The following is a 24,398-nucleotide window of genomic DNA, read 5'->3' as shown; positions in this document are numbered from 1 at the left end:
TTTAGCACTGCCACGCCTCGAGTGCCAACCGTTCCGCCAAGATTTTTTTGACGTGTGAGGGTGCCAACGGGCGGCTGACGATCCGGGACAGCGGCTGCTCGGGATGGAGGCCGAGCCGCCACAGGGCGCCCGCGTCGATGTCCAGGTAGTAACGGCACCACCAGCGGCCGGTCTCGTCGTCACGGCCGCACATGACGCCGCCGCGGACCTCGCCCTCCTCGAAGGGGTACCAGTCGATGCCGCGGTCGGCCAGTCAATCGGCCAGGGAGAAACGACCGCCACCGTTCGAGGAGTACACCGAGACCCATCCGCCGTTCATGCCGCCACTGTACGGAACCCGGTGTTCCCGGTCGAGGAGTCCGGCGTGTCGGCGGACCGGGCGGCGTTGCGGTACCGGTTGCAGTAGGAGTCGTGGCACAGGTGGGAGCCGCCGCGGATGACCTTGGCCGAGCCGGTGGCGGGCTCTCGCGGATCATCGACGGGGTGATCGTCGACGGCGGTGTCCGAGGGCCCACCGGGGTGCGCCCAGTCGGCGCCCTCGACGCCGAGCCACCACGGGGTGCCGTGCATCCGCCCGGCCACGTGATCGGGATCGGTCAGCGCCAGATGGAAGACGGCCGACCAGCCGTACCGTTCGGCATCGGTCCGGAACCCGGTGGCCTCGATGAACGACCGGAAGTCGGCGACCGTGACACTGGTGGCGTCGATCCGGAAGGCGGGGACCCGGACGTCGTGCACCGGCTGCTCGCCGTCCGCCCGTACCCCGTCGCCGTGAGCGTCACCCATCGCGTAGGTCTGGCCAGGCACCGGGATCTGGTCGATCCCGTGGTCTCCGGTCGCGCGGGCCGGGACCCGATCGGCGGAGGCCGACCGGCCGGACGACGGCGTACAGCGGCTCATGATCTATAGGAAAGGTAGGATTGATCGTCCAGCCCGCTCAGGGTCGGATCGTGATCCACCTCCCCGACCTGGTACATCGAGGTCATTCCAGTGGTGGAAGTTGTCCCCCCGCTCACGGGTTCACGGCGTAGGCGCGGGCGATCGCCACCCGCTGCTTCATACCGCCGGACAGGGTCTTGGGCAGCGCCTCGGCGAACTCGCCCAGGCCGACGAGCTCGATGAACCGGTCGGCGATCTCCCGCCGCCGCTGTCGTGGCACGCCGGCCGTACGCAGCCCGAACTCCACGTTCCGGCGCACGGTCAGCCAGGGGAACAGCGCGTACTGCGTCACGCCGCTCGCGATGATCTCGTGTGCCGCGTCGGCGACCACGACCCGCGCCCGGGTGTGCCCGAGGTCCACGCCGAGGAACTGCCCGGACCGCGGATCGAGAGCCGGCAGCTCGGCCGGCCGGCCGCTGCCGGCCCGCCGGCGCGCGTCGGTGGCGGTGACCACGATCGCGCCGCGCCCCAGCAGCTCCCCGGTGATCTCCGACCGTGTGGTGCGCGACAGGCCGGCCCGGGGCCGCGATCTGCGCCCGGCTGAGGGTGCCGTGTTCACGCAGGATCGCCAGGACGCGCTCCTCATGAGCCCGCCTGACCAGCGCGTGGACGCCTCCGGTTGTCGACACGCGGCAACGGTGGGCGCCGGCCGATTTCTCCGTCAACGATCCGGCAGAATTATCTCCCCCAAACCCCTAGGAAAACTTCCTCCGCGGCACGAGTCCCTGATACGCGAGAGCTGGGTAGGTTAAGGATCATGAGCATGCGTTTCGGGGTGTTCGTGCCCCAGGGATGGCGGATGGACCTGACCGAGATCGCCGACCCGGTCGAGCAGTACGAGGCGATGACGGCCGTCGCGAAGCTCGCCGACGCGGGCCCGTGGGATTCGGTGTGGGTCTACGACCATTTCCACACCGTTCCGGAACCGACGATCAACACCACCTTCGAGGCGTGGACGGTCTCGTCGACGCTGGCCCGCGACACCAGCCGGGTGAACATCGGCCAGATGGTCGGCTGCAACGGCTACCGGCACCCTTCCCTGTACGCCAAGATCGCCTCCACCGTCGACGTGGCCAGCCACGGCCGCCTCTACGCGGGGCTCGGCGCCGGCTGGTACGAGCACGAGTGGAAGGCGTACGGCTACGAGTGGGCCGAGGTCCCGGACCGGATGCGGGCCTTCCGGGAGGCCGTCGAGATCGTGCACAAGATGTGGACCGAGGAGCGCCCGGTCTTCGCCGGCCGGCACTACCGCATCGACGGGCCGATCAACGAGCCGAAGGGCGCCCGCAAGCCGCACCCGTCGTTGTGGCTGGGCGGCGGTGGCGAGAAGGTGACCCTCAAACTGGTCGCGCAGTACGCCGACGGCTGCAACTTCGGCAACGGCGACCCGGAGGTGTTCCAGCAGAAGGCGGCCGTGCTCCGGCAGCACTGCGACACCCTGGGCCGCGACTACGACCGGATCACCAAGTCGACGACCCACCACCTCGACCTCAGCGAGTCGACCGCCGACACGCTCGGGAGGCTGGAGCGGCTGGCCGGGGCGGGCGCCGACTACGTGATCATCTACATCCCGCGGGTGGCCTACGACCACGAGCCGCTGCTGCGCCTCGCCGAGGAGGTCATCCCCCAGCTCTCCTGAGGCCACGCGGTCCGGTCGCCTCAACCCTTTCTCTCCGGTACGCCGGCGCGTACTCCGATCGGGACGACGGCGACCGGCCCGCCGGGCTGAGGCGATCGCCATCCACCAGGGGAAATGTACGTTTCGCGCCGCGAAACAGAACTGGGAGCGATTCCAGGGTCACCAGGCATTTCTCGCACGGGCGGAGCGTGGCAGAATTCCGGTGCCGGGTTCCGAAAGTTGCAGTCGCGACAGGCCGGCGGTAAGGAGCGCACCCGTGGCCGCTGGCAGGGGAAGAGTGACGATCGCGGCTATCGCCGAGGCCGCGGGGGTTTCGGTGCCCACCGTGTCCCGCGTGCTCAATGGGCGTTCCGATGTGTCGCCGACCACACGTGAGCTGATCGAGCGATTGCTACGCGAGCACGACTACCGGCCCCGCAACTCTCGGCATCCGGGCCGTGCCCGCCTGGTGGATCTGGTGTTCAACGACCTGGACAGCCCGTGGGCCCTGGAGCTGGTCCGCGGCGTGGAGGACGTGACGCACGCGGCCGGCGTCGGCACCGTCGTGTCGCAGGTGCATCACCGCAGCACCGCGACCCGGCAGTGGCTGCAGAATCTGCGGGCCCGCGCGTCGGACGGGGTCATCTTCGTGACCTCGGACGTGGCCGAGCCTATCCACAGCGAGCTGCACCGGCTCAAGGTGCCGGTGGTGATCATCGATCCGGCCGGCGGGGTGGCGGCGGACGTCCCGACGATCGGGGCGACGAACTGGTCCGGCGGCCGCACTGCGACCGATCATCTCCTGTCGCTGGGGCACCGGCGGATCGGGATCGTGGCCGGCCCGCGCGAGCTGCTGTGCAGCCGGGCCCGGCTGGACGGTTACCGCGCCGCCATGGAGGCCGCCGGCATGGCGGTCGACGAGGATCTGGTGGTGACCGGCGACTTCCGGCACGAGTCGGGTTTCGTGGCCGGCGGCCGCCTGCTCGACCTGCCCGATCCCCCGACGGCGGTCTTCGCGTGCAGCGACCTGATGGCCCTCGGGGTCTACGAGGCGGCCCGCCGTCGCGGCATTCTGGTGCCCGACCAGCTCAGCGTGGTGGGCTTCGACGACCTGCCCGAGTCCCGCTGGTCGTCGCCGCCACTGACCACGGTGCGCCAGCCGCTCGCCGAGATGGGCGGGCTCGCCGCGCGGACCGTGTTGCGGTTGTCGCGCGGCGAGACCATCGAGACCCCCCGGGTGGAGCTGGTCACCAAGCTGGAGATCAGGGAGAGCACCGCGGCCCCTGCCCGGGGCCGCGGCGTCACTGCCTAGTCACTTGTTGAAACCGGCGGTCAGACCGCTGACCAGCTGGCGCCGCCCGATCGCGTAGAGCAGCACGATCGGCACCGTGGTGAGCGTGACCGACGCGGCGACGGCCGGCACGTTCACGCCGAACTGCGTCTGGAAGGACGCGAGCGCGAGCGGGATGGTCGCCTTCTCCGGGCTCTGGGTGAGGATCAGCGGCAGCAGGTAGCCGTTCCAGATGCCCACCGCGTTGTAGATCACCACGGTGACCAGCGCGGGCCGGGTGAGGGGGAAGGCGAGCCGCCACATCGTCCCCCACTCGGTGGCGCCGTCCATCCGCATCGACTCGAAGAGCTCCTTCGGGACGTCCCGGATGAAGTTGGCCAGCACCAGCACCGACAGCGGGATGGCGAAGGCGATCGACGGCAGGATGATCGCCTGGAGCGTGTTGTACAGCTCCATCTTGATGATGATCAGGTAGACCGGGATGACGACCGCCTGGAGCGGGATGGCCAGCCCCATCAGGAAGATCCCGTTCACCCCCTGGAGGAACCGGTTGCCGGCGCCCCGGACGACCGCGTAGGCGGCCATGAACGAGATCAGCGTCGCCGGCAGGACCGCTCCGACCGTGACGATGACGCTGTTCATGAAGTACCGGACGAAGTCGCTCTCGATCACCAGTTGGTAGTTCTCGAAGGTGAACTCGCTCGGCGGCTTCAGCGGGTTGGTGATGAAGTAGTTCGCCTGGGTCTTGAAGCTGGTGATCACCAGCCAGTAGAGCGGCACCATCACCACGATCAGCCAGAGCCAGGCGAAGCTGCCGCCGACCCAGTTGCGCTCGGCGAACTTGCGGCTCGCCCGGGTGCCGGTGGCCGCGGATTCCGGGGCCTGACCGGCCCGTGTCCCGGCCGGGGTGGGAGTCATGGTCGCCACCTCAGGCTCCTTCCATCTGGCTCTGGTCGGCCCGTCCGCCGATACGCCGCAGCAGCAGCGAGAGCCCGATCCCGACGAGGACCAGGATGACGGCGATCGCGCTGGCCGGGCCCATCAGGCTGGCCTGGAAGCCGAGCTGGTACATCTGCACGGCGAGCGCCCGGGTGGCGTCGCCGGGACCACCGGCGGTCAGCACCCAGATCAGGTCGAAGAAGGTCAGCGAGCCCACCACCATCAGCGTCGACGACGTGATGATCGTGTACTTGATCTGCGGCAGCGTGATGTTGAAGAACTGCCGGACCCGGCCGGCGCCGTCGATCTGCGCCGCCTCGTACATCGACTGCGGGATCTGCCGGACCGCGCCCTGGTAGATCAGCGAGTGGAACGGGATGAACTGCCAGGAGACCACGAAGATCAGCGTGGCGATGGCCAGGTTGGCCTGTCCGAGCCAGTCCTGGTTCAGCGCCTCGATCCCGAGGCCGGCGCCGAGCCCGAAGTTCGGGTCAAGCAACGACTTGTAGGTGATCGCGATGGCCGCGGAGCTGAGCAGCAGCGGGATGAAGTAGAAGACCGCCAGGAAGCCCCGGTAGCGGCTCTGCCGGGCCATGAACGTCCCGAGGAGGATCGACAGCGGGGTCTGCACCAGCCAGGACAGCGCCATGATCAGGAAGGTGACCCAGAGCGCGTTCGGCAGACCCGGATTGGTCAGGGCGGCCTTCCAGCTGGTCAGGCCGGTCAGCTCGATCTCCGGCGTGATGCCGTTCCACGTCGCGAAGCTGAGCACGATCACGCCGAGCAGCGGGACGATTCCGAAGAAGACGAACATGATGAACGCGGGCAGAACCATCCATACCAGGACGGAGCCGCTCCGCCCGCCGCGTGATCTGGTGGGCTCCTGACCGCGTACGACGGGCGGAGCGAGCGTCGTCATTTACCGATGACCCCGTTCATGTTGTCGACCCACTGCTGCGGGCTGACCTGGAGCTGGAACAGCTTGGCGATGTTGTCGAGCAGCACCTCGGCCGCGGTCGGGCTGAGCGCCTGGTCCCACGACTGCGCGAAGGTCTTGGCGCCGGCCGCGATCGCCGACATGTCCTTCTGGAACTGCGCGTCGTCGCCGGTGAACAGGCTCTCGCTGTTCGCGATGACCGGCACACCGCCGGACTTGACCCAGCCGGCCTTCTCCTCGTCGTCGACGAGCGTGCTGGAGAAGAACTTCTTCGCGGTCTCCTTGTCGGCGGCGGTCGCCTTCGAGGAGATCGACAGGTACTGGCCGGGGTTGCCGACGGTGTTGGACGGGTCGCCCTTGCCGCCGTCGATCGGCGGGAAGTTCATCCAGCCGAGGCCGCCGTCCGGGACGAACTTGCCGCCGTTGGCCTTCTGGATACCGTACGACCAGGAGCCGTGCACCATCATCGCGGCCTTGCCGGTGTAGAGCAGGGCCTGGTCGGCGTTGGTGTCCGCGGCGGTCGAGGCGAAGCCCTTCTGGAAGGCGTTGGCCTTCACCAGGTCCTGGACCTTGGTCAGCATGTCCAGCACCGCCGGGTCCGACCAGGAGCCCGGCTTGCCGGCGAAGACGTTGTCGAACACCTCGGAGCCGGCGTTGCGGTCGAGCATGAACTCGAGCCACATCATGTTGGTCCAGCGGGACTGGCCGGCGAGCGAGAACGGAGCGATGCCCTTGGCGTTGAACTTCGGGATCAGGTCGAGGATGTCGCCGTAGGTCTGCGGGGCGCTGACGCCGACCTGGTCGAAGATCTTCTTGTTGTAGTAGAGGACGATCGGCTGGACCGTCTCGACCGGCATCGCGTAGATCTTGCCGTCGACCGTGGCCGCGCCGAACGAACCGGGCAGCAGCTTGCCCTTGAGGGCGGCGTCCTTGGCGAAGAAGTCGGTCAGGTCCTCGACCTGGCCCGCCTCGACGTAGCTCTTCAGACCGCCGCCGCCCCAGCCCCAGATCAGCGTCGGGGCCTGGTTCGCGCCCAGCGCCGTCTTGATCTTCTGCTTGTAGGCGTCGTTCTGGAAGAACGTCGGGGTGATCTTGGAGTCCGGGTTCGCCTTGTTGAACCGGTCGATGGCCGCCTGGCGGTAGGGCTCGCCCGGCTCACCGCTCAGCGACCAGTAGCTGGCCGAGCCGCCACCACCGGATTCACTGCCGCCCGGGCCTTCGTTGCCACAGGCGGCCAGCGCGGCACCCGCGGCGGCTCCGGCAGAGAGGGTCAAGAAATTCCTGCGCTTCACGCTGATCTCCGTACTCGAAGAAGCCGCGGGGCGGCTGACGATACCGCGCGAGTCCTGCCGCAAACTTTTCAAAACCGGTTAAGCTTCCGAAAGTTTCGCGCGACTGCTGTAAATTAAGGTGAGGTTTCGTAAACGTAGAGTTTCGCTGTGACGAGTGTCAAGTCCCTTGCCGTAACAGTGCCCTGAGCGCGAGAGTAGGCGGCATCCCGCAGCCGCTCACGCGCCCTTTCCACGGGCGCCGCCGAGGCCTGGCGCGGCTCGGAAGTTTCGGAAACCATCGGAGGTACCGTTGAGCACAGACCAAGCGCCGCCGCCCGCGTGGCGCGACCCGAGGCTTCCGGTGTCCGAGCGGGTCGGCGCGCTACTCGCCGAGATGACGCTCGAGGAGAAGGTCGCGCAGCTCGGCAGCCGCTGGCTGGGCAAGGACAAGGGAGCGACCGGCGCTGCCGGCCCCGAGCCGGAGGACGGGCACGACGTCGCGCCGATGGAGAGCGAGTTCGGCGCGGGCGACGCCCTGGAGGATGCCAGCCGGCACGGGCTCGGTCACCTCACCCGGGTCTACGGCAGCTACCCGGTGTCGGTCGCCGAGGGCACCGCCGAGCTCGTCCGCCAGCAGCGGATCGTGATGGAGTCGTCGCGTTTGGGGATCCCCGCGATCGTTCATGAGGAGTGCCTCACCGGTTTCACCATGCACGGTGCCAGTGTGTACCCCGCGGCCATCAACTGGGGAGCCACCTTCGATCCGGAACTGGTCGAACGGATGGCCACCGCGATCGGGCGGGACATGGCGGCGCTCGGCGTGCACCAGGGGCTGTCCCCGGTCCTCGACGTGGTCCGCGACTACCGCTGGGGCCGGGTCGAGGAGTCCATCGGCGAGGACCCGTACCTGGTGGCCATGGTCGGCTCGGCGTATGTGCGGGGTCTCCAGAGCGCCGGGGTGATCGCCACGCTGAAACACTTCGCCGGCTACTCCGCCTCCCGCGGCGCCCGCAACCACGGCCCGGTGCCGATGGGCCGCCGGGAGCTGCTGGACGTCATCCTGCCGCCGTTCGAGACGGCCATCCGCGCCGGCGGCGCCGGTTCGGTGATGAACTCGTACGCCGACATCGACGGCGTCCCGGCCGGCGCCGACCCGTGGCTGCTCACCGAGCTGCTGCGCGACGAGTGGGGCTTCACCGGCACGGTCGTCTCCGACTACTGGTCGATCCCGTTCCTGGCCGGCATGCACAAGGTCGCCGCCGGCCCGGGCGAGGCCGGCGCCCTGGCCCTGGCCGCCGGCATCGACGTGGAGCTGCCGGACACCATCGGCTACGGCGACGAGCTGGTCGCCCGGGTGCGCCGGGGCGAGGTGCCCGAGGAGCTGGTGGACCGCGCGGCCCGCCGCCTGCTGACCCAGAAGGCGGAGCTCGGCCTGCTCGACGCCGACTGGACGCCGGAGGCCTCGGTGGCCGCCGCCGGCGCCGTGACGCTGGACTCCGAGGAGAACCGGCGGCTCGCCCGCGAGCTGGCGGAACGCTCGATCGTGCTGCTCGACCCGGGCACCGCGCTGCCGCTGACCGGCCCGGGCCGCACCGGGCCCGGCCGGATCGCGGTGATCGGCCCGTGCGCCGACGACGCGAGCACCTTCCTCGGCTGCTACGCCTTCCCCAACCACGTGCTCCCCCGCTATCCCGGGGTCACGGCCGGCATTGCGATGCCCAGCGCGGCCGAGTCGGTCCGGGCCGAGTTCCCGGACGCCGAGATCGCGTACGCGAAGGGCTGCGCCGTGGACGGCGACGACCGCTCCGGTTTCGCCGAGGCGGTGGCCGCGGCCGCGTCCGCCGAGGTGTGCCTGGCGTTCGTCGGCGACCTGGCCGGGCTGTTCGGCCGGGGCACCTCCGGCGAGGGCTGCGACGCCGCCGACCTGCGGCTGCCCGGTGTGCAGGGCGAGCTGCTGGACGCGGTGCTGGCGACCGGCACCCCGGTGGTGGTCGTGGTGGTCTCCGGCCGGCCGTACGCGCTGGGCGACCTGGACGGCCGCGCCGCCGCCCTGGTGCAGGCGTTCATGCCCGGCGAGGAGGGCGGCCCCGCGATCGCCGGGGTGCTGTCCGGCCGGGTCCAGCCCAGCGGCCGGCTGCCGGTGCAGATCCCGCGCACGCCGGGCGGCCAGCCGGGCACCTACCTGCAACCGCGTCTCGGGGCCGAGCACACCGGCGTGAGCAACCTGGATCCCACCCCGATGTTCCCGTTCGGGCACGGCCGGTCCTACACCTCGTTCACCGTGGGCGACCTGCGGATCTCCGAGGCCCGGGTGCCGACCGACGCCGAGTTCGCGGTGACCGTCCGGGTCCGCAACACCGGCGACCGCGACGGCGCCGAGGTGGTGCAGCTCTACCTCGCCGACCCGATCGCCCAGGTCACCCGCCCGGTCCGTCAGCTGGCCGGCTTCCAGCGAGTGGACCTGGCCGCGGGCGGCGCCGCCGACGTCACGTTCACGGTCCACACCGACCGTACGGCCTTCACCGGCCGCGACATGCGGCGCCTCGTGGAGCCCGGCGAACTGCGGATCCTCGTCGGCACCTCGGCCGGCGACCTGCCGTGCGAGGGCTCGGTCGAGCTGACCGGCCCGGTCCGCCCGGCCGGGGCGGACCGCCGCCTGGTGACCGGCGTGGAGGTGCGGCTCGCCGATTCGTGACACCCGGTCGCTCTCCGGCGGGACCGCGGCACATTAGGCTTCTGTCGTGCCCCCACGCATCAACGACGACGAGCGGCTCCGCCGTCTCGAAGCGGTCACCGATGCGACGCTGTCCCGCCTGGAGACCTCCGACCTGCTCGACGAGCTGCTGGAGCGGGTGTGCGATCTGCTGGACGTGGACACCGCGGCCATCCTGCTGATGGACCCGCACGCCCAGCAGCTCGTCGCGACCGCGGCCAAGGGCCTGGAGGAGGAGGTGCGGGCCGGCTTCCGGGTGGCCGTGGGCCGCGGTTTCGCCGGCCGGGTGGCCGAGACCCGCCGCCCGGTCCGGATCACCGACGTCACCCCGGACGAGGTGGTCAACCCGTTCCTGCTGGAGAAGGGCGTGCGGTCGCTGCTCGGCGTGCCGGTCCTGGCCGGACGGGACCTCCTGGGTGTGCTGCACATCGGCTCGCTGACCCGGCGCGAGTTCGGCGACGACGACGTCAAGCTGCTGGAGCTGGTCGCCGACCGGGCGGCCGTGGCCGGGCGGATCCGCTCGGCCAAACTGGACCGTGCGGCCGCCCTGGCCCTCCAGCGCAGCCTCCTGCCGACGCGGCTGCCGCGGGTGCCCGGCGTCGAGCTCGCCGCGCGGTACATCCCGGGCCACGCCACCGGCATCGGCGGCGACTGGTACGACGTCTTCCCCCTGCCGTCCGGCTGGCTGGGCGTGGTGATCGGCGACGTCTCCGGGCACGGGCTGGCGTCGGCCGTGGTGATGGGCCGGATCCGCAGCGCGCTCCGGGCGTACGCGCTGATCTGCGACGACCCGGCGGAGGCGCTCACCCTGCTGGACCGCAAGGTCATGCATTTCGAGGCGGGCAGCCTCACCACCGCCGTCTACGCGATGGTCAGTCCCGGCCGGGACCGCGCGGTGATCTCCACGGCCGGGCATCTGCGCCCGATCCTGGCCGTGCCCGGCCGCCCGCCGGTCCTGGCCGCCGTGCCGGTCGACCCGCCGCTCGGGGTGGCCCACCCGGTCGGGCCGCGGCGCAGCACCGCGGTGCCGATGCCACCCGGCGCGCTGCTGCTCTGCTACACCGACGGCCTCGTGGAGCGGCGCGCCCAGGTGATCGACGAGGGGCTGGACCGCCTGCTGAGCATCGTCCGGGCCGACGCGGCGGAGGAGGTCTGCGCTACCGTCATGGCGGACACGATCGCCGATCCCCCGACCGATGACGTGGCGGTTCTGGCCGTTCGCCGCCGCGATTGACGGCCGGTGAGTCACCGTTCCATGGCAGGCTGGTGCCCAGCCCTCGGTCGGTGCGGAAATATTCCTCAGACCTCTTGTTCGCAACGGATTCAGCGGAAAAGATGGGGCCGAATGCGCTGATACCACGGCCCTGGAGGCGGAATGACGTCGAAGACAGTGCTGCACAACCTCATCGGGGGCGAGGCCGTCGCGCCCGCCGAGGGGCGGTACGAGGATCTCATCGACCCGTCCACCGGAGAGGTCTTCGCCTCGGCACCGGTCTCCGGCGGCGCCGACGTCGACCGGGCCATGCGGGCCGCCGCCACCGCCTTCGAGACATGGCGTGCCACCACCCCCGGCGAGCGTCAGCGCGCCCTGCTCAAGTTCGCCGACGCCATCGAGGCCCGCGCCGACGAGCTGGTCGCCGCCGAGTCGAAGAACACCGGCAAGCCGCTCGGCCTGACCGCCAGCGAGGAGCTGCCGCCGGCCATCGACCATCTGCGGTTCTTCGCGGGCGCCGCCCGGGTGCTGGAGGGCCGCTCCGCGGGGCAGTACATGTCCGGCTTCGAGAGCTACGTGCGGCGCGAGCCGATCGGCGTCTGCGCGCAGGTCACCCCGTGGAACTATCCGCTGCTCATGGCGATGTGGAAGATCGCTCCGGCGCTGGCCGCGGGCAACGCCGTGGTGCTCAAGCCGTCCGACACCACGCCGGTCACCAGCGTCATGCTGGCCGAGATCGCCGCCGAGTTCCTGCCGGCCGGCCTGTTCAACGTGGTCCTCGGCGACCGCGACACCGGCCGCGCCCTGGTCACCCACCGGACGCCACGGATGGTGTCGATCACCGGTTCGGTGCGGGCCGGCATGGAGGTGGCCGGCAGCGCCGCCGCCGACCTCAAGCGCACCCACCTCGAGCTGGGCGGCAAGGCCCCGGTCGTGGTCTTCGACGACGCCGACGTCGAGTCGGCCGCCGCGTCGATCGCCGAGGCGGGCTACTTCAACGCCGGGCAGGACTGCACGGCCGCCACCCGGGTGCTGGTCGGCGCCGGCGTCCACGACGACTTCGTGGCGGCGCTCGCCGCGCAGGCCCGCGAGATCAGGACCGGCGCCCCGGACGAGGAGGACGTGCTCTACGGCCCGGTCAACAACGCGAACCAGCTGGCCCGGGTCGCCGGCTTCATCGAGCGGCTCCCGGAGCACGCGGTGCTCCAGGCCGGCGGCGCCCGGGTCGGTGACCGCGGCTTCTTCTACTCCCCCACCGTCGTCTCCGGCCTGCGGCAGGACGACGAGATCATCCAGAACGAGGTGTTCGGCCCGGTCATCACGGTGCAACGGTTCACCGACGAGGACGAGGCGGTCCGCCACGCCAACGGCGTGGAGTACGCGCTGGCCTCCAGCGTGTGGACGAGGGACCACGGCACCGCGATGCGGATGACCCAGCGGCTGGACTTCGGCTGCGTCTGGGTCAACTGCCACATCCCGCTGGTCGCCGAGATGCCGCACGGCGGTTTCAAGCACTCCGGCCACGGCAAGGACCTGTCGATGTACGGGTTCGAGGACTACACCCGCATCAAGCACGTCATGCACCACGTGGGAGGCTGACCGTGACGTCCTCCGAAGACCTGCACAAGCGGCGGCTCGCGGCCGTCGCCAAGGGCGTCGGCTCGGTGGTGAACGCCTACGTCGACCACGCGCACAACGGCACGATCACCGACGTCGACGGCCGGGAGTGGATCGACTTCGCCTCCGGCATCGCGGTGACCAACGTGGGCAACGCCGCGCCGAGGGTGGTCGAGGCGGTCCGCGCGCAGGTGGAGCGGTTCACCCACACCTGCTTCATGGTCGCCCCCTACGAGTCGTACGTGGCGGTCTGCGAGCAGCTGATCACCTTGACGCCGGGCTCGTTCGAGAAGCGGGCCGCGCTGTTCAACTCCGGCGCCGAGGCGGTGGAGAACGCCGTGAAGATCGCCCGGCACGCGACCGGGCGGCCGGCCGTCGTGGTGTTCGACCACGCGTACCACGGCCGGACCAACCTGACGATGGCGCTGACCGCGAAGAACATGCCGTACAAGCACCGGTTCGGCCCGTTCGCCCCGGAGGTGTACAGGGCGCCGATGTCGTACCCGCTGCGCGACGGCGGCCTGTCCGGCGCCGAGGCGGCCCGCCGTGCCATCGACGTGATCGAGAAGCAGGTCGGCGGGCCGAACGTGGCGGCCGTGCTGATCGAGCCGATCCAGGGCGAGGGCGGGTTCGTGGTGCCGGCGCCGGGCTTCCTGCCGGCGATCGCGGCGTGGGCGAAGGCGAACGGGGCGGTGTTCATCGCCGACGAGATCCAGACCGGCTTCGCGCGTACCGGTCAGTGGTTCGCCTCCGAGCACGAGGCCCTGGAGCCGGATCTGATCACCACGGCCAAGGGCATGGGCGGCGGACTGCCGATCGCCGGTGTGGTGGGCCGGGCCGAGCTGATGGACGCGGTACACGCGGGCGGGCTCGGCGGGACGTACGGCGGCAACCCGATCGCCTGCGCGGCCGCGCTCGCCGCCATCGAGACGATGCGCGAGCTGGACCTCTGTTCGGCCGCGCGGAAGATCGGCGCCACGATGGAGGAAGCGCTCACCGATCTCGGAGAAGGGATCGCCGAGGTCCGCGGCCGGGGCGCGATGATCGCGATCGAGCTGGTGCTGCCCGGCGGGATCGAGCCGGACGCCACCCGGACCGCGAGCGTGTCGAAGGCCTGCCACGACGCCGGCCTGCTCACACTCACCTGCGGGACCTACGGCAACGTGCTGCGTTTCCTGCCGCCGCTGGTCATCTCCGACTCCGACCTCGGGCGCGGCCTCGACATCCTCCGCGCCGCGCTGCGAACCTGACGGGCGACCCCTTTGCCTACGTCAAGCGTTCCAGGGAAGAATCGCGCCGTGACGGACGTGACCCTGGACGACACCAACAAACTGATCATCGAGCACCTGCAGCGCGACGGGCGGATGTCGTACGCGACGCTGGCCAAGACGATCGGGCTCTCCGAGGCGGCGGTACGCCAGCGCGTACAGCGGCTGCTGGACAACGGGCTCATGCAGATCGTCGCGGTCACCGACCCGCTCACGCTGGGTTTCGCCCGGCAGGCCATGGTCGGCCTGCGGGTCAACGGTGACCTGCGCGCCATCGCGGACCGGATCGCCGAGATCCCCGAGGTGGACTACGTGGTGATCTGTGCCGGCCGCTACGACCTGCTGGTCGAGCTGGTCTGCACCGATGACGAGCACCTGCTCGACATCCTCAACGAGAAGGTCCGGGCCATCGAGGGCGTCAGCGAGACCGACACCTTCATGTACCTGCGCCTCGCGAAACAGACCTACGCCTGGGGGACACGGTAACCGGATGAGCAGCCCCTCCTTCTGGCTCGACTCCCTGGGCCCGATCGAGAGACGCCCGCCGCTGGACGGCGACCGGGAGGCCGACGTGGCCATCGCCGGCGGCGGGTACACGGGCCTCTGGACCGCGTACTACCTGGCCAAGGCCGCCCCGCAGACGCGGATCGTCGTCGTCGACGCGGAGTACTGCGGCTTCGGCGCGTCCGGCCGCAACGGCGGCTGGGCGTCCGGCCTGTTCCCGGTCTCCGAGGCGAGGCTGTCCCGCCGCTTCGGGCCGGGCGCGGCCGCCGCGATGACCCGGGCGCTCGAGGACACCGTCGACGAGGTCGGGCGGGTCACCGCGGCCGAGGGCATCGACTGCGACTACGCCAAGGGCGGCGTCATCTCGCTGGCCCGCAACCCGGTCCAGCTGCGGCGGGCCCGGCGGGACCCGGGCTTCGTCGACGCCGGCGAGGCCCGCGCCAGGTGCGCCGCCGAGGGTGTGCTCGGCGGCGTCTACAGCGAGCACTGCGCCGCCCTGCACCCGGCCAAGCTGGTCCGCGGCCTCGCCGAGACGGTCGAGCGGCTCGGCGTCACCATCCACGAGGGCACCCGCGTCGAGCAGATCAAGACCGGGCAGATCAAGACCGGGCGGGGTACGCTGCGCGCCGCGCACGTGGTGCGAGCACTGGAGGGCTACACCGCCGGGCTCGCCGGTCACCGCCGTGACCTGGCCCCGGTCTACTCGCTGATGATCGTCACCGAGCCGCTGCCCGCCGAGTTCTGGCAGCGGGCCGGCCTGGCCCGCCGGGAGACGTTCACGGACGAGCGACGGCTGGTCATCTACGGTCAGCGGACCGCCGACGACCGGCTGGCCTTCGGTGGGCGCGGGGCGCCGTACCACTTCGGGTCCCGGGTCCGGCCGAAGTACGACCTGGTGCCCGGGGTTTTCGAGGCGCTGCGGGCGACGCTCACCGACCTGTTCGGGATCGACCCGCCGATCGCGTACCGGTGGGGTGGGCCGCTCGGCATCCCGCGCGACTGGATGCCGTCGGTCGGCCTGCGGGACGGGATCGGCTGGGCCGGGGGCTACGTGGGCGACGGCGTCGCGGCCGCGAACCTCGCCGGGCGTACCCTCGCTGATCTGATCCTCGGCCGCGACAGTGACCTGACCGCCCTGCCGTGGGTTAACCATCGCTCGCGCCGCTGGGAGCCGGAACCGGCCCGCTGGCTCGGCATCAACGCGGGCCTGCGCGCCACCGCCCTGCTCGACGCCCTGGACCGCCGCCGGGCGGCCTGATCAAACGCCGGGCGGCCCGGCGAGGGGCAGGCGCACGCACACGATCGTCCCGGACGGCCGGTTGTCGCAGAGCCGGATCGTGCCGCCGTGCAGCAGCACGATGGCCCGGGCCAGGCTGAGTCCCAGCCCGCTGCCCGGGGTGCCCTGGTGGCGCACGTTGCTGCCGCGGAAGAACCGGTCGAACACCCGGTCGTGCTCGCCGGGCGGGGTGCCGATGCCGTGGTCGGCGATGCACAGATCGGCCATCGCGTCGTCGGCGCGCAGCGTGACGTGCACCGGCTCGCCCGGCGGGCTGTACCGGACCGCGTTGAGCAGCAGGTCGTCGACGACCTGCCGGAGCCGTTCCGCGTCGCCGGGCAGGCGCAGCTCGGCGGGCAGCTCGGTGACCAGGGTGAGCCGGTCGGCGGTGCGCCGGGCCTCGGTCACCGCGTCGGACAGCAGGGCCGCCAGGTCCACCTCGTCGACGTCCAGTTCGAGGTGGCCGGCGTCGAGCCCGGCCAGGTCGAGCAGGGTGTCCGCGATCCGCTGGAGGGTGCCCGCGTTGCGGGCGACGCTCTCCACCATGTGCCGGGAATCGGCGTCCAGACCGGACGTCTCCTCGGCCAGCAGGGCGGCGTTCGCGGTGATCGACGTGAGCGGGGTGCGCAGCTCGTGCCCCACCAGGTCGACGAAGTCCGCCTGTGCCCGGGCCAGCTGGCGGGACAGCTCCTCGGCACGGCGCTGGGCCACGAAGACGCCGACCTGCGCGGCCACCCCGTCGAGCAGCACGGTGAGCAGGTCGGGCTCGTACTCCTGGGTGCCGGCATAGCAGGTCAGCACGCCGAGCAGGGTCCCGCCGTCGCGGACCGGCACGGCCAGCGCGGTCCGGACGCCGCGCCGCAGGCAGATCTCCACCCGTTCGCGCTCGTGGGCGGTCCGCAGATCGGTGCTCAGGCTCAGGTCGGGCATCCAGACCGGCCGCCCGGACTCCCACGCCCGCCCGGTGATGCCCTGCCCGTGGACCGGGGTGTGCCCGAAGAAGCCGTCCGGATCCAGCCCGGAGGAGTCCCAGTGCCCGGCCGACTGGAGCAGCCCGGTCGCCTCGTCGATCAGGTACAGCTCGGCCGCCGGCCAGCCCAGGGTGGCGGTGACCGCCCGCAGCAGCTCGGGGGTCGCCTCGCTCACCGTGCGGGCGCCCTGCAACACGTGCTGCACGGCGATGTGGCAGTTGCGGAACCGTTCGACCCGGCGCAGCGCGGTGACCTCGTGGGCGACCGCCACCGCGCCGAGCGCGTCACCGGTCAGGCCGAGGATGGGCTGCGCGCTGGTGTCGAAGATCTGGGTCCGGTGGCCGGGCCGGCGGATCAGCACGTCCTCGGAGACGACGCACTCGCCGTTGAGGGCGCGCAGCAGCGGGCTCTCGGCCGGTGACATCGGCCGGTGGTCGGGGGTGGTGAGCAGCCGGTAGGCCTCCGTCTCGAACTCGGGCGGCAGCGGTCCGTCCGGGCCGAACCCGAGGACCTCCCGCACCGAGCGGTTGGCGTAGACGATCCGGCCGGATCGGTCGCAGGCCACCACGCCGGCCTCCATGCTCTCCAGCAGCGTGGTGTGGAAGGCGCTGTCGTCCTGCACCCGGATCGTGTCGGCGACCGCGGTGAGGATGTCGGTCTCCTCACCGGTCCAGTCGCGGGGGCGGTGGTCGAAGACGGTCAGCGAGCCGATCGGGCGGCCGTCCCGGTCACGGACCGGCACACCGAGGAACGCCCGGATCCCGAACTCGACCACGAGCAGGTGCCTGCTGAGCACCTCGTCGGTCTCCCCGGTCATGTCCCGGCTGAGGATGGCCCGGTCGGCGGAGACCACGTACTTGCAGACCGAGTAGGACAGCGGGGCGCGGCGGGGCAGGCTCAGCTCGTGCGGGATGGCGTGCTCGCCGACGAACAGTTCCTCGTCCTCGGAGATCAGGGTGACGCAGGCCATCGGGGTGTGCAGCAGCCTCGCCACCAGCCGGGCGGTGTCGTCGAGCGGGGTGGACCGGCCGGGCAGCGAGAGGAGGGCGCGGTCGACCGCACGCAGACGTACCGGATCCGTCAGCACAGCCTCGTCCAGCACCACCGCCATGACCCGCCCGATTCTCCCGACCCAGGCTGATGGGTTTACCCAAGCACCTATATCTCACACTTTTTCATACTGAAACAGGCAGGTCGGCGGGACAGCGGGAGTCGGCCCTGTCATGGTCGTGCGGCCCGATCGTGACCAGCTCGTCCATGGTCGCCAGCAGCTGGTCGTTGGGGCAGGGCTTGAGCAGGATGGCGCAGACCTTGGAAGAGGCGGCCCGCGGGTCCCCGGGACGCAGATGCCCGCTCAGGACCGCCACCGGGACACGCCGGATCCCCCCGTCCTCGTGCGCCCGGATGGCGTCGATCAGTTCCCAGCCGTCCATCCGCGGCATGCCGAGATCGGTCAGCACGACGTCCGGCCGCTGTTCGACTATCGTCTCGAACGCCGCCCATCCGTCCGATGCGCGCAGGACGGTCATTCCGGTTCGCTTGAACACCCGGGCCAGGACCAGGGAGATGTCCTCGTCGTCCTCAGCGATCAGCAATGCGACCATGTCAGCTCCGTCGGAAGTGCTTCGTCCCAGCATGCGCCGACCAGCCGCGACCCGGGGCGTTTCCGGACAATTACGAACGCGGACATCCCTGCCCGAACGACCCGCGCGACGGGCCGTGGGAGCGCTCCGGCAGACTCGGATCCGCCCCACCCGAACCATCAAGGAGACGAATGCGATCACGGAACCGGGCGGCGGTGCTCGGGGGCATCGTGCTGGCGGCGGCCGTCGTGGCGGGCGTGGCCACCGTGCTGGTGCGGAACGGCTCCACCTCCGAGGACACCGGTGCGCTCTACCTGGACGCCGGGCAACCCGTCGAGAGCCGGGTCGCCGACCTGCTCGGGCGGATGACCCTGGCCGACAAGATCGGCCAGATGACCCAGGCCGAGCGGGTCAAGGTGGCCGGCGACCCGCACCTGGTCACCGAGTGGCGTCTCGGCTCGGTCCTCTCCGGCGGCGGCTCGGTGCCCGACCCGAATACACCGCAGGCCTGGGTCGACATGATCAACTCGCTCCAGCGGGCGGCGCTCGCCACCCCGCTGAGGATCCCGCTGCTCTACGGCATCGACGCGGTGCACGGCAACGGCAACGTGCACGGGTCCACCGTCTTCCCGCACAACGTGGGCCTCGGCGCCGGCCGCGACCCGCGGCTCGTCGAACGGGTCTACCAGGCCACCGCCCGGGAGATGCGGGCCACCGGCATCCGGTGGGACTTCGCGCCGTGCGTCTGCGTCTCCCGCGACGAACGCTGGGGGCGCACCTTCGAGAGCTTCGGCGAGGATCCCGCCCTGGTCGGCCGGCTCGGCGGCGCGGCCGTCGACGGCCTCCAGAAAGACGGTGTGGTCGCCACCGTCAAGCACTACGCGGGCGACGGCGACACCGAGTACGGCACCGGCGACAGCGACTACGCCATCGACCAGGGCGTCACCGTCACCAGCCGCGCCGACTTCGACCGCGTCGACCTGGCGCCGTACGTCTCCGCCGTCACCGAACACGGCGTGCAGAGCGTCATGCCGTCCTACTCCAGCGTCGACTGGACCGAGGACGGCACCGGCAACCCGGTCAAGATGCACGCCGACCAGGAGCTGATCACCGGCAAGCTGAAGGGCGACCTGGGCTTCGACGGCTTCGTGATCACCGACTGGGAGGGCATCCACCAGCTGCCGTCCACCGACCCGGACGGCACCGCCGAACCCACCCCCAGCCAGGTCCGCGCCGGAGTCGGCGCCGGCATCGACATGTTCATGGAGCCGCACACCGCGCCGCGGTTCCAGGAGGTGCTCAAGGACGAGGTGGACGCCGGGCGGATCGGCACGGACCGGATCGACGACGCGGTCGAGCGGATCCTCACCGTCAAGTTCCGGCTCGGGCTCTTCGAGAACCCGTACGTCACCCTCGGTGAGGTCGGCGGCGCCGAACACCGGGCGCTGGCCCGCGAGGCCGCCGCCCGGTCGCAGGTGCTGCTCAAGAACAGCGGGGACCTGCTGCCGCTCGCCGCCGACGCGAAGGTCTACGTGGCCGGCCGCAACGCCGACGACATCGGCAACCAGGCCGGCGGCTGGACCGTCGACTGGCAGGGCCGCAACGGCGACATCATCCCCGGCACCACGATCCTCGAGGGCATCCGCGAGGTCGCCCCGGGTGCGACAGTCACGTACAGCGCCGACGCCTCCGCGCCGATCGGCGGCTCCGACGTCGGTGTGGTCGTGATCGGCGAGACACCGTACGCCGAGGGTTTCGGTGACGTCGGCAGCACGACCTGGACGCGCGGCACCGACGAGCAGAAGGAACCCAAGTCGCTCACCCTGCAACCGGCCGACCGGGCCGTGGTCGGCAAGGTCTGCGGCGCGGTGGCCAAGTGCGTCGTCCTGATCGTCTCCGGCCGCCCGCAGGTGATCACCGACCAGCTCGGCGAGATCGACGCCCTGGTGGCCTCCTGGCTGCCCGGCAGCGAGGGCGGCGGCGTCGCCGACGTCCTCTTCGGTAAGCGGCCGTTCACCGGACGCCTGCCGTTGAGCTGGCCGAGCTCGGTGAAGCAGGTTCCGGTCAACGTCGGCGACCGGGCGTACGAGCCGCTGTTCCCCTACGGCTGGGGCCTGCGCACCATGGCGGCCGCCGACGCCCGCGACGCCGCGCAGAAAAAGGCGGCCGCCGGCCGGGCGCCGTCCGGCTGGCAGCAGACATTCGCCGACGCCCAGCTGGCCGAGGAGTCCGGCGACACCGCGAAGGCCACCGCCCTGCTGAAGCGGCTCGCCGGCTGACGGATCCGGCGCCCGGCGGGTTCTGTCGCCGGGCGAGTCGGTGTCCGTCGACGACGACGCGGACGGCCGCGCCCGCCCTCCGTCGTGACGCCGGCCGCCCGGGCGTGTGCGCCTGGCCGCCGGGGAGGCCGAGCTGGTGCGGGCGCCGGTCCCGGTGGGCCGTGGGTGACGGCTGCCGTGACCGGCGCAACGGCCTGGGAGCGGGCGACCCCGGTGCCTGGCCGGCAAGACCGGGACCGCCCGCTCCGCGTGACCGGCTCAGCCTCGGGCTTCGGCCAGGGTCTGCTGGAGGGTTTCGTAGGCGGGCTTCCGGGTGAAGTCGTCCCACATCACGGTGGCGGCGCCCTCGGTGGGGAAGAAGACGGGGACCCAGGAGTACTTGTCGGTGAAGCCCCACAGGGTGAAGGAGTTGCAGTCGTCGACGGCCAGGCAGGCGTCCAGGACGGTCTTGTAGTACTGAGCCTGAGTGGTCAGCTGTTCGGCCGTGGGGACACCGCTCTCCGGGAGGTCCATGCGGACGTCCAGCTCGGTGATCGCGGTGTACAGGCCCAGGTCGTCGAAGCGCTGGAGGACGGCGCGCAGCTGGTCGGGGGCGCCGTACCGCATGCTCAGGTGGGCCTGCGAGGCGAACCCGTGCAGCGGCACCCGGTCGGCCAGCAGCTGTTCGGCCAGCGCCTCGTAGGCGTCGACCTTGGCCCCCGGCCACTCCACGCCGTAGTCGTTGAGGAACAGCTGCGCCCGGGGGTCGGCCTGGTGCGCCCAGCGGAAGGCGTCGGCGACGATGCCGGGGCCGAGCTCCCGGATCCAGATGTTCTCCTGCCGGTACGCGCCGTTGCCGTCGAAGATCTCGTTGGCGACGTCCCACTGGTGGATCTGGCCCCGGTAGCGGCCCACCACCGTGAAGATGTGCTGCTTGAGGATCGCCCGCAGCTCGGCCTTGCTGAACTGCCCCTCGGCCAGCCACGCCGGGTTCTGGCTGTGCCAGAGCAGGGTGTGCCCGCGGACGACCTGGCCGTGCCGGCGGGCGAACCGCACGATCGCGTCGGCCGGGCCGAAGTTGTACCGGTTGCGCTCGGGGTGGATGAACTCCCACTTCATCTGGTTCTCCGGCGAGGCGGAGTTGAACTCACCTGCCAGCACCCGGCGGTACGGCTTGTCGTAGGTGAACGGGTCCGGGTAGTCCTGCTCCAGGTGGTGGCCGCCGCCCGCGACGGCCGTGCCGATCTTCAGGTCGCGTGGGGTGACGCGGCGCAGCGGCACACCGGCGTGGCCGCCGTGCCCGGCCGCCGGGGTGCCACTGGTGTTCTCCGCCCGGGCCGGCTGGACGCCGATGGTGAGAAGCGTCGATGCGGCGAGGACGGCCGCCGCGACGCGGGATTTCTTCGTCAAGGGTCACTCCTGACGGGAATCGGAAACGGGGATGCGGCGCGCGACAGGGACGTCGCCGCACGCGGAAGAGAGCGTCAAACCACCCGTACGCTAAGCCCGTCTAATTGACGGCGTCAATACGGAAAAGAAGATCTCAGCCCGCTGGCGGCCGCGCTTCTTGGGCGCCGCCATGCTGCGTACGGGCACGTCAACCCCGGCATGCTCGCTGGTGACCGGCCGGTCGAGCGCTCCCGAGCAACCCTGGAAACGCATCTTTCATTATGTCGACCGGCACGCTCTAATGCATTCAATAAATAGCGCGGGAAGCGTCGGAATGGACGCCGTTGCGCGCGGACGGAATGCGCGCGGCGAGCAATTCGGTGACCGGGTGCGCGCGGCGGAGCAGGGAAGACGCGACACGTGACCCGGCCTCCGAAACTTCCGGAAGTTACGAGGAATTATCGCTGCGGACTACCGGGAATCGGCCCGCCTCGACCGGTTCTACGAGCGCGAATGAGCGTTCGGCGGGCGTCTGAACTTGCGATAGAATTCCGGAACTTTTAGCGATCCCGAAGGCTGGCCGCGTCACCCGGGGCCCCTCGGAGGTGGCTAGGATTCGATCATGCCTCTGCTGTTCTCCTACGGGACGTTGCGTGACCCCGCCGTGCAGACGAGCACCTTCGGGCGTCGCCTCGACGGGCGGGATGACCGGATCGTCGGGTTCCGGCTGGACCGGGTCGAGATCACCGACCCGGAGGTGCTCGCCGTCAGCGGCGAGGCCTTCCACCCGATCCTGGTGCCGACCGGAGATCCGGCCGATGTGGTCGACGGTTCGGCCCTGGAGGTGACCGGCGCGGAGCTGTTGCAGGCCGACGACTACGAGGTGGACGACTACCACCGGGTCGAGGCGCCGCTGGCGTCCGGCGACAAGGCCTGGGTGTACGTGCAGCGCCCGTGACGAACCCCGGCCGGCTGCCCGGTCAGGCTGGACCACCCACTCACGCCCGGCGGGCGCGGCACGGTCCGGACCGGGCAGCGCCTCGCGGGTCTGGTACGGCGGGTTCGCGAGTCCCGTACCGGAAAAGGAAGAGCGAGAGAGACGCCTGGCCGGACCACCGGGCGGGCTCGCGGAATCCGGGAGCGGAACGCCCGGGCGGTCGGGATGAGGGTGGTCAGAGGCGGTTGTGGGCCTCGGTCAGCACGGCGCGGAGGATCTGCTCCATCTCGGCGAACTGGGTCTCGGTCGCGGTCAGTGGCGGGGCGAGCTGGATGACCGGGTCGCCGCGGTCGTCGGCGCGGCAGTAGAGGCCGGCGTCGAACAGGGCCGTCGACAGGAAGCCGCGGAGCAGGCGCTCGGACTCCTCGGCGTCGAAGGTCTCCTTGGTGGCCTTGTCCTTGACCATCTCGATGCCGAAGAAGTAGCCGTCGCCGCGGACGTCGCCGACGATCGGCAGGTCGAGGAGCTTCTCCAGGTACGAGCGGAAGAGCGGGCTGTTGTCGCGGACGTGCTTGTTGAGGCCCTCCCGCTCCATGATGTCGAGGTTGGCCAGCGCGACCGCGGAACCGACCGGGTGGCCGCCGTAGGTGATGCCGTGGGCGAACCAGTTGGCGCCGGTGAGGAACGGCTCGGCCAGGCGCTCGGAGGCGATCATCGCGCCGAGCGGGACGTAGCCGCTGGTCAGGCCCTTGGCGACGGTGATGATGTCGGGCTGGTAGCCGTAGCGGTCGGCGCCGAAGTACTCGCCGAGGCGGCCGAAGGCGCAGATCACCTCGTCGGAGACGAGCAGCACGTCGTAGCGGTCGCAGATCTCGCGGACCCGCTGGAAGTAGCCGGGCGGCGGCGGGAAGCAGCCGCCGGCGTTCTGCACCGGCTCGAGGTAGACGGCGGCGACCGTGGCCGGGCCCTCGAACTCGATCATCTCGGCGATGCGGTCGGCGGCCCAGATCCCGAACTGCTCGGGCGTCATGTTCTCGTCGGGACGCCGGTAGTAGTTGGTGTTCGGCACCCGCATCGTCGACGGGACCAGCGGCTCGAAGTCCTGTTTGAAGGGCGGGATGCCGGTGATCGACAGGGCGCCCATCGAGCTGCCGTGGTAGGCGACGGCCCGGGAGATGACCTTGGTCTTCAGCGGCTTGCCGACCCGCTTGAAGTAGGAGCGGGCCAGCTTCCACGCGGACTCGACGGCCTCGGAGCCGCCGGTGGTGAAGAAGACCCGGTTCAGGTCGCCGGGGGCCAGGTCGGCGAGGCGTCCGGCGAGTTCGATGGCCTTGGGGTGCGCGTACGACCAGATGGGGAAGTAGGCCAGCTCACCGGCCTGCTTGGCGGCCGCCTCGGCCAGTTCCTGGCGGCCGTGGCCGGTCTGGACGACGAAGAGCGCGGAGAGGCCGTCGAGGTAGCGCCGGCCGGTCGAGTCCCACACGTAGCAGCCGTCGCCACGGGTGATCACCGGGACCGGGTTGTCCTGGTACGTGGAGAGCCGGGTGAAGTGCATCCACAGGTGGTCACGGGCGGTCGCGGAGAGCGCGTCCACATCAGCAGGTCGATCGGTCACGGATATCTCTCCCACTAGTTCCAGAGGTAGACATGATCCTGCCCACGGAATCCGTTGCG

General features: G+C 70.9%; 20 protein-coding genes. 10 read left to right on the top strand and 10 right to left on the bottom strand.

Going from position 1 to position 24,398, the window contains the following annotated elements:
- Position 1: 1 nt before the first annotated feature.
- The 3 genes from IEZ13_RS24915 to IEZ13_RS46760 all read right to left on the bottom strand — a co-directional run bounded on the left by IEZ13_RS24915 (position 2) and on the right by IEZ13_RS46760 (position 1,498).
- Complete coding sequence (locus tag IEZ13_RS24915) at positions 2 to 193, bottom strand: hypothetical protein (RefSeq protein ID WP_183222121.1); 192 nt, start codon at positions 191 to 193, stop codon at positions 2 to 4.
- 122 nt (positions 194 to 315) lie between these two features.
- Positions 316 to 900 (bottom strand): formylglycine-generating enzyme family protein, encoded by a 585-nt coding sequence (locus IEZ13_RS24910; RefSeq protein WP_183222120.1) that lies wholly within the window; start codon positions 898 to 900, stop codon positions 316 to 318.
- A gap of 112 nt (positions 901 to 1,012) precedes the next feature.
- Positions 1,013 to 1,498 carry an ATP-binding cassette domain-containing protein gene (locus tag IEZ13_RS46760; protein WP_229794985.1) on the bottom strand — a complete coding sequence of 162 codons (486 nt, stop codon included), beginning with the start codon at positions 1,496 to 1,498 and terminating at the stop codon, positions 1,013 to 1,015.
- A 198-nt stretch (positions 1,499 to 1,696) separates the two neighbouring features.
- Here IEZ13_RS46760 and IEZ13_RS24895 point away from each other — a divergent pair, with 198 nt between their 5' ends.
- Positions 1,697 to 2,578, top strand: coding sequence for an LLM class F420-dependent oxidoreductase (locus IEZ13_RS24895; RefSeq protein WP_183222119.1), 882 nt, complete (start codon positions 1,697 to 1,699; stop codon positions 2,576 to 2,578).
- 256 nt (positions 2,579 to 2,834) lie between these two features.
- Positions 2,835 to 3,869, top strand: a complete 1,035-nt coding sequence (locus IEZ13_RS24890) for a LacI family DNA-binding transcriptional regulator (RefSeq protein ID WP_183222118.1) — start codon at positions 2,835 to 2,837, stop codon at positions 3,867 to 3,869.
- Here the strand turns inward: IEZ13_RS24890 and IEZ13_RS24885 are convergent, their stop codons facing one another.
- The 3 genes from IEZ13_RS24885 to IEZ13_RS24875 all read right to left on the bottom strand — a co-directional run bounded on the left by IEZ13_RS24885 (position 3,870) and on the right by IEZ13_RS24875 (position 7,016).
- Positions 3,870 to 4,766 (bottom strand): carbohydrate ABC transporter permease, encoded by an 897-nt coding sequence (locus IEZ13_RS24885; RefSeq protein ID WP_183222117.1) that lies wholly within the window; start codon positions 4,764 to 4,766, stop codon positions 3,870 to 3,872.
- Positions 4,767 to 4,776: 10 nt separating this feature from the next.
- Positions 4,777 to 5,622, bottom strand: coding sequence for a carbohydrate ABC transporter permease (locus IEZ13_RS24880; RefSeq protein ID WP_229794983.1), 846 nt, complete (start codon positions 5,620 to 5,622; stop codon positions 4,777 to 4,779).
- Between the two features lie 80 nt (positions 5,623 to 5,702).
- Entirely contained in the window at positions 5,703 to 7,016 is a 1,314-nt protein-coding gene (locus tag IEZ13_RS24875; RefSeq protein WP_203833823.1) for an extracellular solute-binding protein, read from the bottom strand.
- A gap of 289 nt (positions 7,017 to 7,305) precedes the next feature.
- On the opposite strand from IEZ13_RS24875, the gene IEZ13_RS24870 reads away from it, so the two are divergent.
- The 6 genes from IEZ13_RS24870 (at position 7,306) to IEZ13_RS24845 (ending at position 15,568) form a co-directional block, all read left to right on the top strand.
- Positions 7,306 to 9,690: a beta-xylosidase/alpha-l-arabinosidase gene (locus tag IEZ13_RS24870; RefSeq protein WP_229794981.1), complete on the top strand. Its 2,385-nt coding sequence runs from the start codon at positions 7,306 to 7,308 to the stop codon at positions 9,688 to 9,690.
- A 46-nt stretch (positions 9,691 to 9,736) separates the two neighbouring features.
- Complete coding sequence (locus IEZ13_RS24865; RefSeq protein WP_183222115.1) at positions 9,737 to 10,942, top strand: PP2C family protein-serine/threonine phosphatase; 1,206 nt, start codon at positions 9,737 to 9,739, stop codon at positions 10,940 to 10,942.
- Between the two features lie 141 nt (positions 10,943 to 11,083).
- Positions 11,084 to 12,520 carry a gamma-aminobutyraldehyde dehydrogenase gene (locus IEZ13_RS24860; protein WP_183222114.1) on the top strand — a complete coding sequence of 479 codons (1,437 nt, stop codon included), beginning with the start codon at positions 11,084 to 11,086 and terminating at the stop codon, positions 12,518 to 12,520.
- A 2-nt stretch (positions 12,521 to 12,522) separates the two neighbouring features.
- Positions 12,523 to 13,788 carry a 4-aminobutyrate--2-oxoglutarate transaminase gene (gabT, locus tag IEZ13_RS24855; RefSeq protein WP_183222113.1) on the top strand — a complete coding sequence of 422 codons (1,266 nt, stop codon included), beginning with the start codon at positions 12,523 to 12,525 and terminating at the stop codon, positions 13,786 to 13,788.
- 48 nt (positions 13,789 to 13,836) lie between these two features.
- Positions 13,837 to 14,292, top strand: a complete 456-nt coding sequence (locus IEZ13_RS24850; protein WP_183222112.1) for an Lrp/AsnC family transcriptional regulator — start codon at positions 13,837 to 13,839, stop codon at positions 14,290 to 14,292.
- 4 nt (positions 14,293 to 14,296) lie between these two features.
- Positions 14,297 to 15,568, top strand: coding sequence for an NAD(P)/FAD-dependent oxidoreductase (locus IEZ13_RS24845; RefSeq protein WP_183222111.1), 1,272 nt, complete (start codon positions 14,297 to 14,299; stop codon positions 15,566 to 15,568).
- Here the strand turns inward: IEZ13_RS24845 and IEZ13_RS24840 are convergent, their stop codons facing one another.
- Positions 15,569 to 17,668, bottom strand: coding sequence for a sensor histidine kinase (locus IEZ13_RS24840; RefSeq protein WP_183222110.1), 2,100 nt, complete (start codon positions 17,666 to 17,668; stop codon positions 15,569 to 15,571).
- A gap of 64 nt (positions 17,669 to 17,732) precedes the next feature.
- A complete protein-coding gene (locus tag IEZ13_RS24835) occupies positions 17,733 to 18,161 on the bottom strand; it encodes a response regulator (RefSeq protein WP_183222109.1) in 429 nt (142 codons plus the stop codon).
- A 170-nt stretch (positions 18,162 to 18,331) separates the two neighbouring features.
- Here IEZ13_RS24835 and IEZ13_RS24830 point away from each other — a divergent pair, with 170 nt between their 5' ends.
- Complete coding sequence (locus IEZ13_RS24830) at positions 18,332 to 20,419, top strand: glycoside hydrolase family 3 protein (RefSeq protein ID WP_229794979.1); 2,088 nt, start codon at positions 18,332 to 18,334, stop codon at positions 20,417 to 20,419.
- Positions 20,420 to 20,677: 258 nt separating this feature from the next.
- On the opposite strand, the gene IEZ13_RS24825 is transcribed toward IEZ13_RS24830, so the two are convergent.
- Positions 20,678 to 21,808 carry an endo-1,4-beta-xylanase gene (locus tag IEZ13_RS24825; protein WP_229794977.1) on the bottom strand — a complete coding sequence of 377 codons (1,131 nt, stop codon included), beginning with the start codon at positions 21,806 to 21,808 and terminating at the stop codon, positions 20,678 to 20,680.
- 601 nt (positions 21,809 to 22,409) lie between these two features.
- On the opposite strand from IEZ13_RS24825, the gene IEZ13_RS24820 reads away from it, so the two are divergent.
- Entirely contained in the window at positions 22,410 to 22,745 is a 336-nt protein-coding gene (locus tag IEZ13_RS24820) for a gamma-glutamylcyclotransferase family protein (RefSeq protein WP_183222107.1), read from the top strand.
- Between the two features lie 214 nt (positions 22,746 to 22,959).
- Here the strand turns inward: IEZ13_RS24820 and IEZ13_RS24815 are convergent, their stop codons facing one another.
- Positions 22,960 to 24,339, bottom strand: coding sequence for an aspartate aminotransferase family protein (locus IEZ13_RS24815; RefSeq protein ID WP_183222106.1), 1,380 nt, complete (start codon positions 24,337 to 24,339; stop codon positions 22,960 to 22,962).
- Positions 24,340 to 24,398: the final 59 nt, after the last annotated feature.

The sequence above is a fragment of the Actinoplanes campanulatus genome, from assembly GCF_014647795.1.
Classification (GTDB): domain Bacteria; phylum Actinomycetota; class Actinomycetes; order Mycobacteriales; family Micromonosporaceae; genus Actinoplanes; species Actinoplanes campanulatus.
Note: the sequence above shows the minus strand (reverse complement) of the source record. Positions and strands in the feature narration are given on the sequence as shown.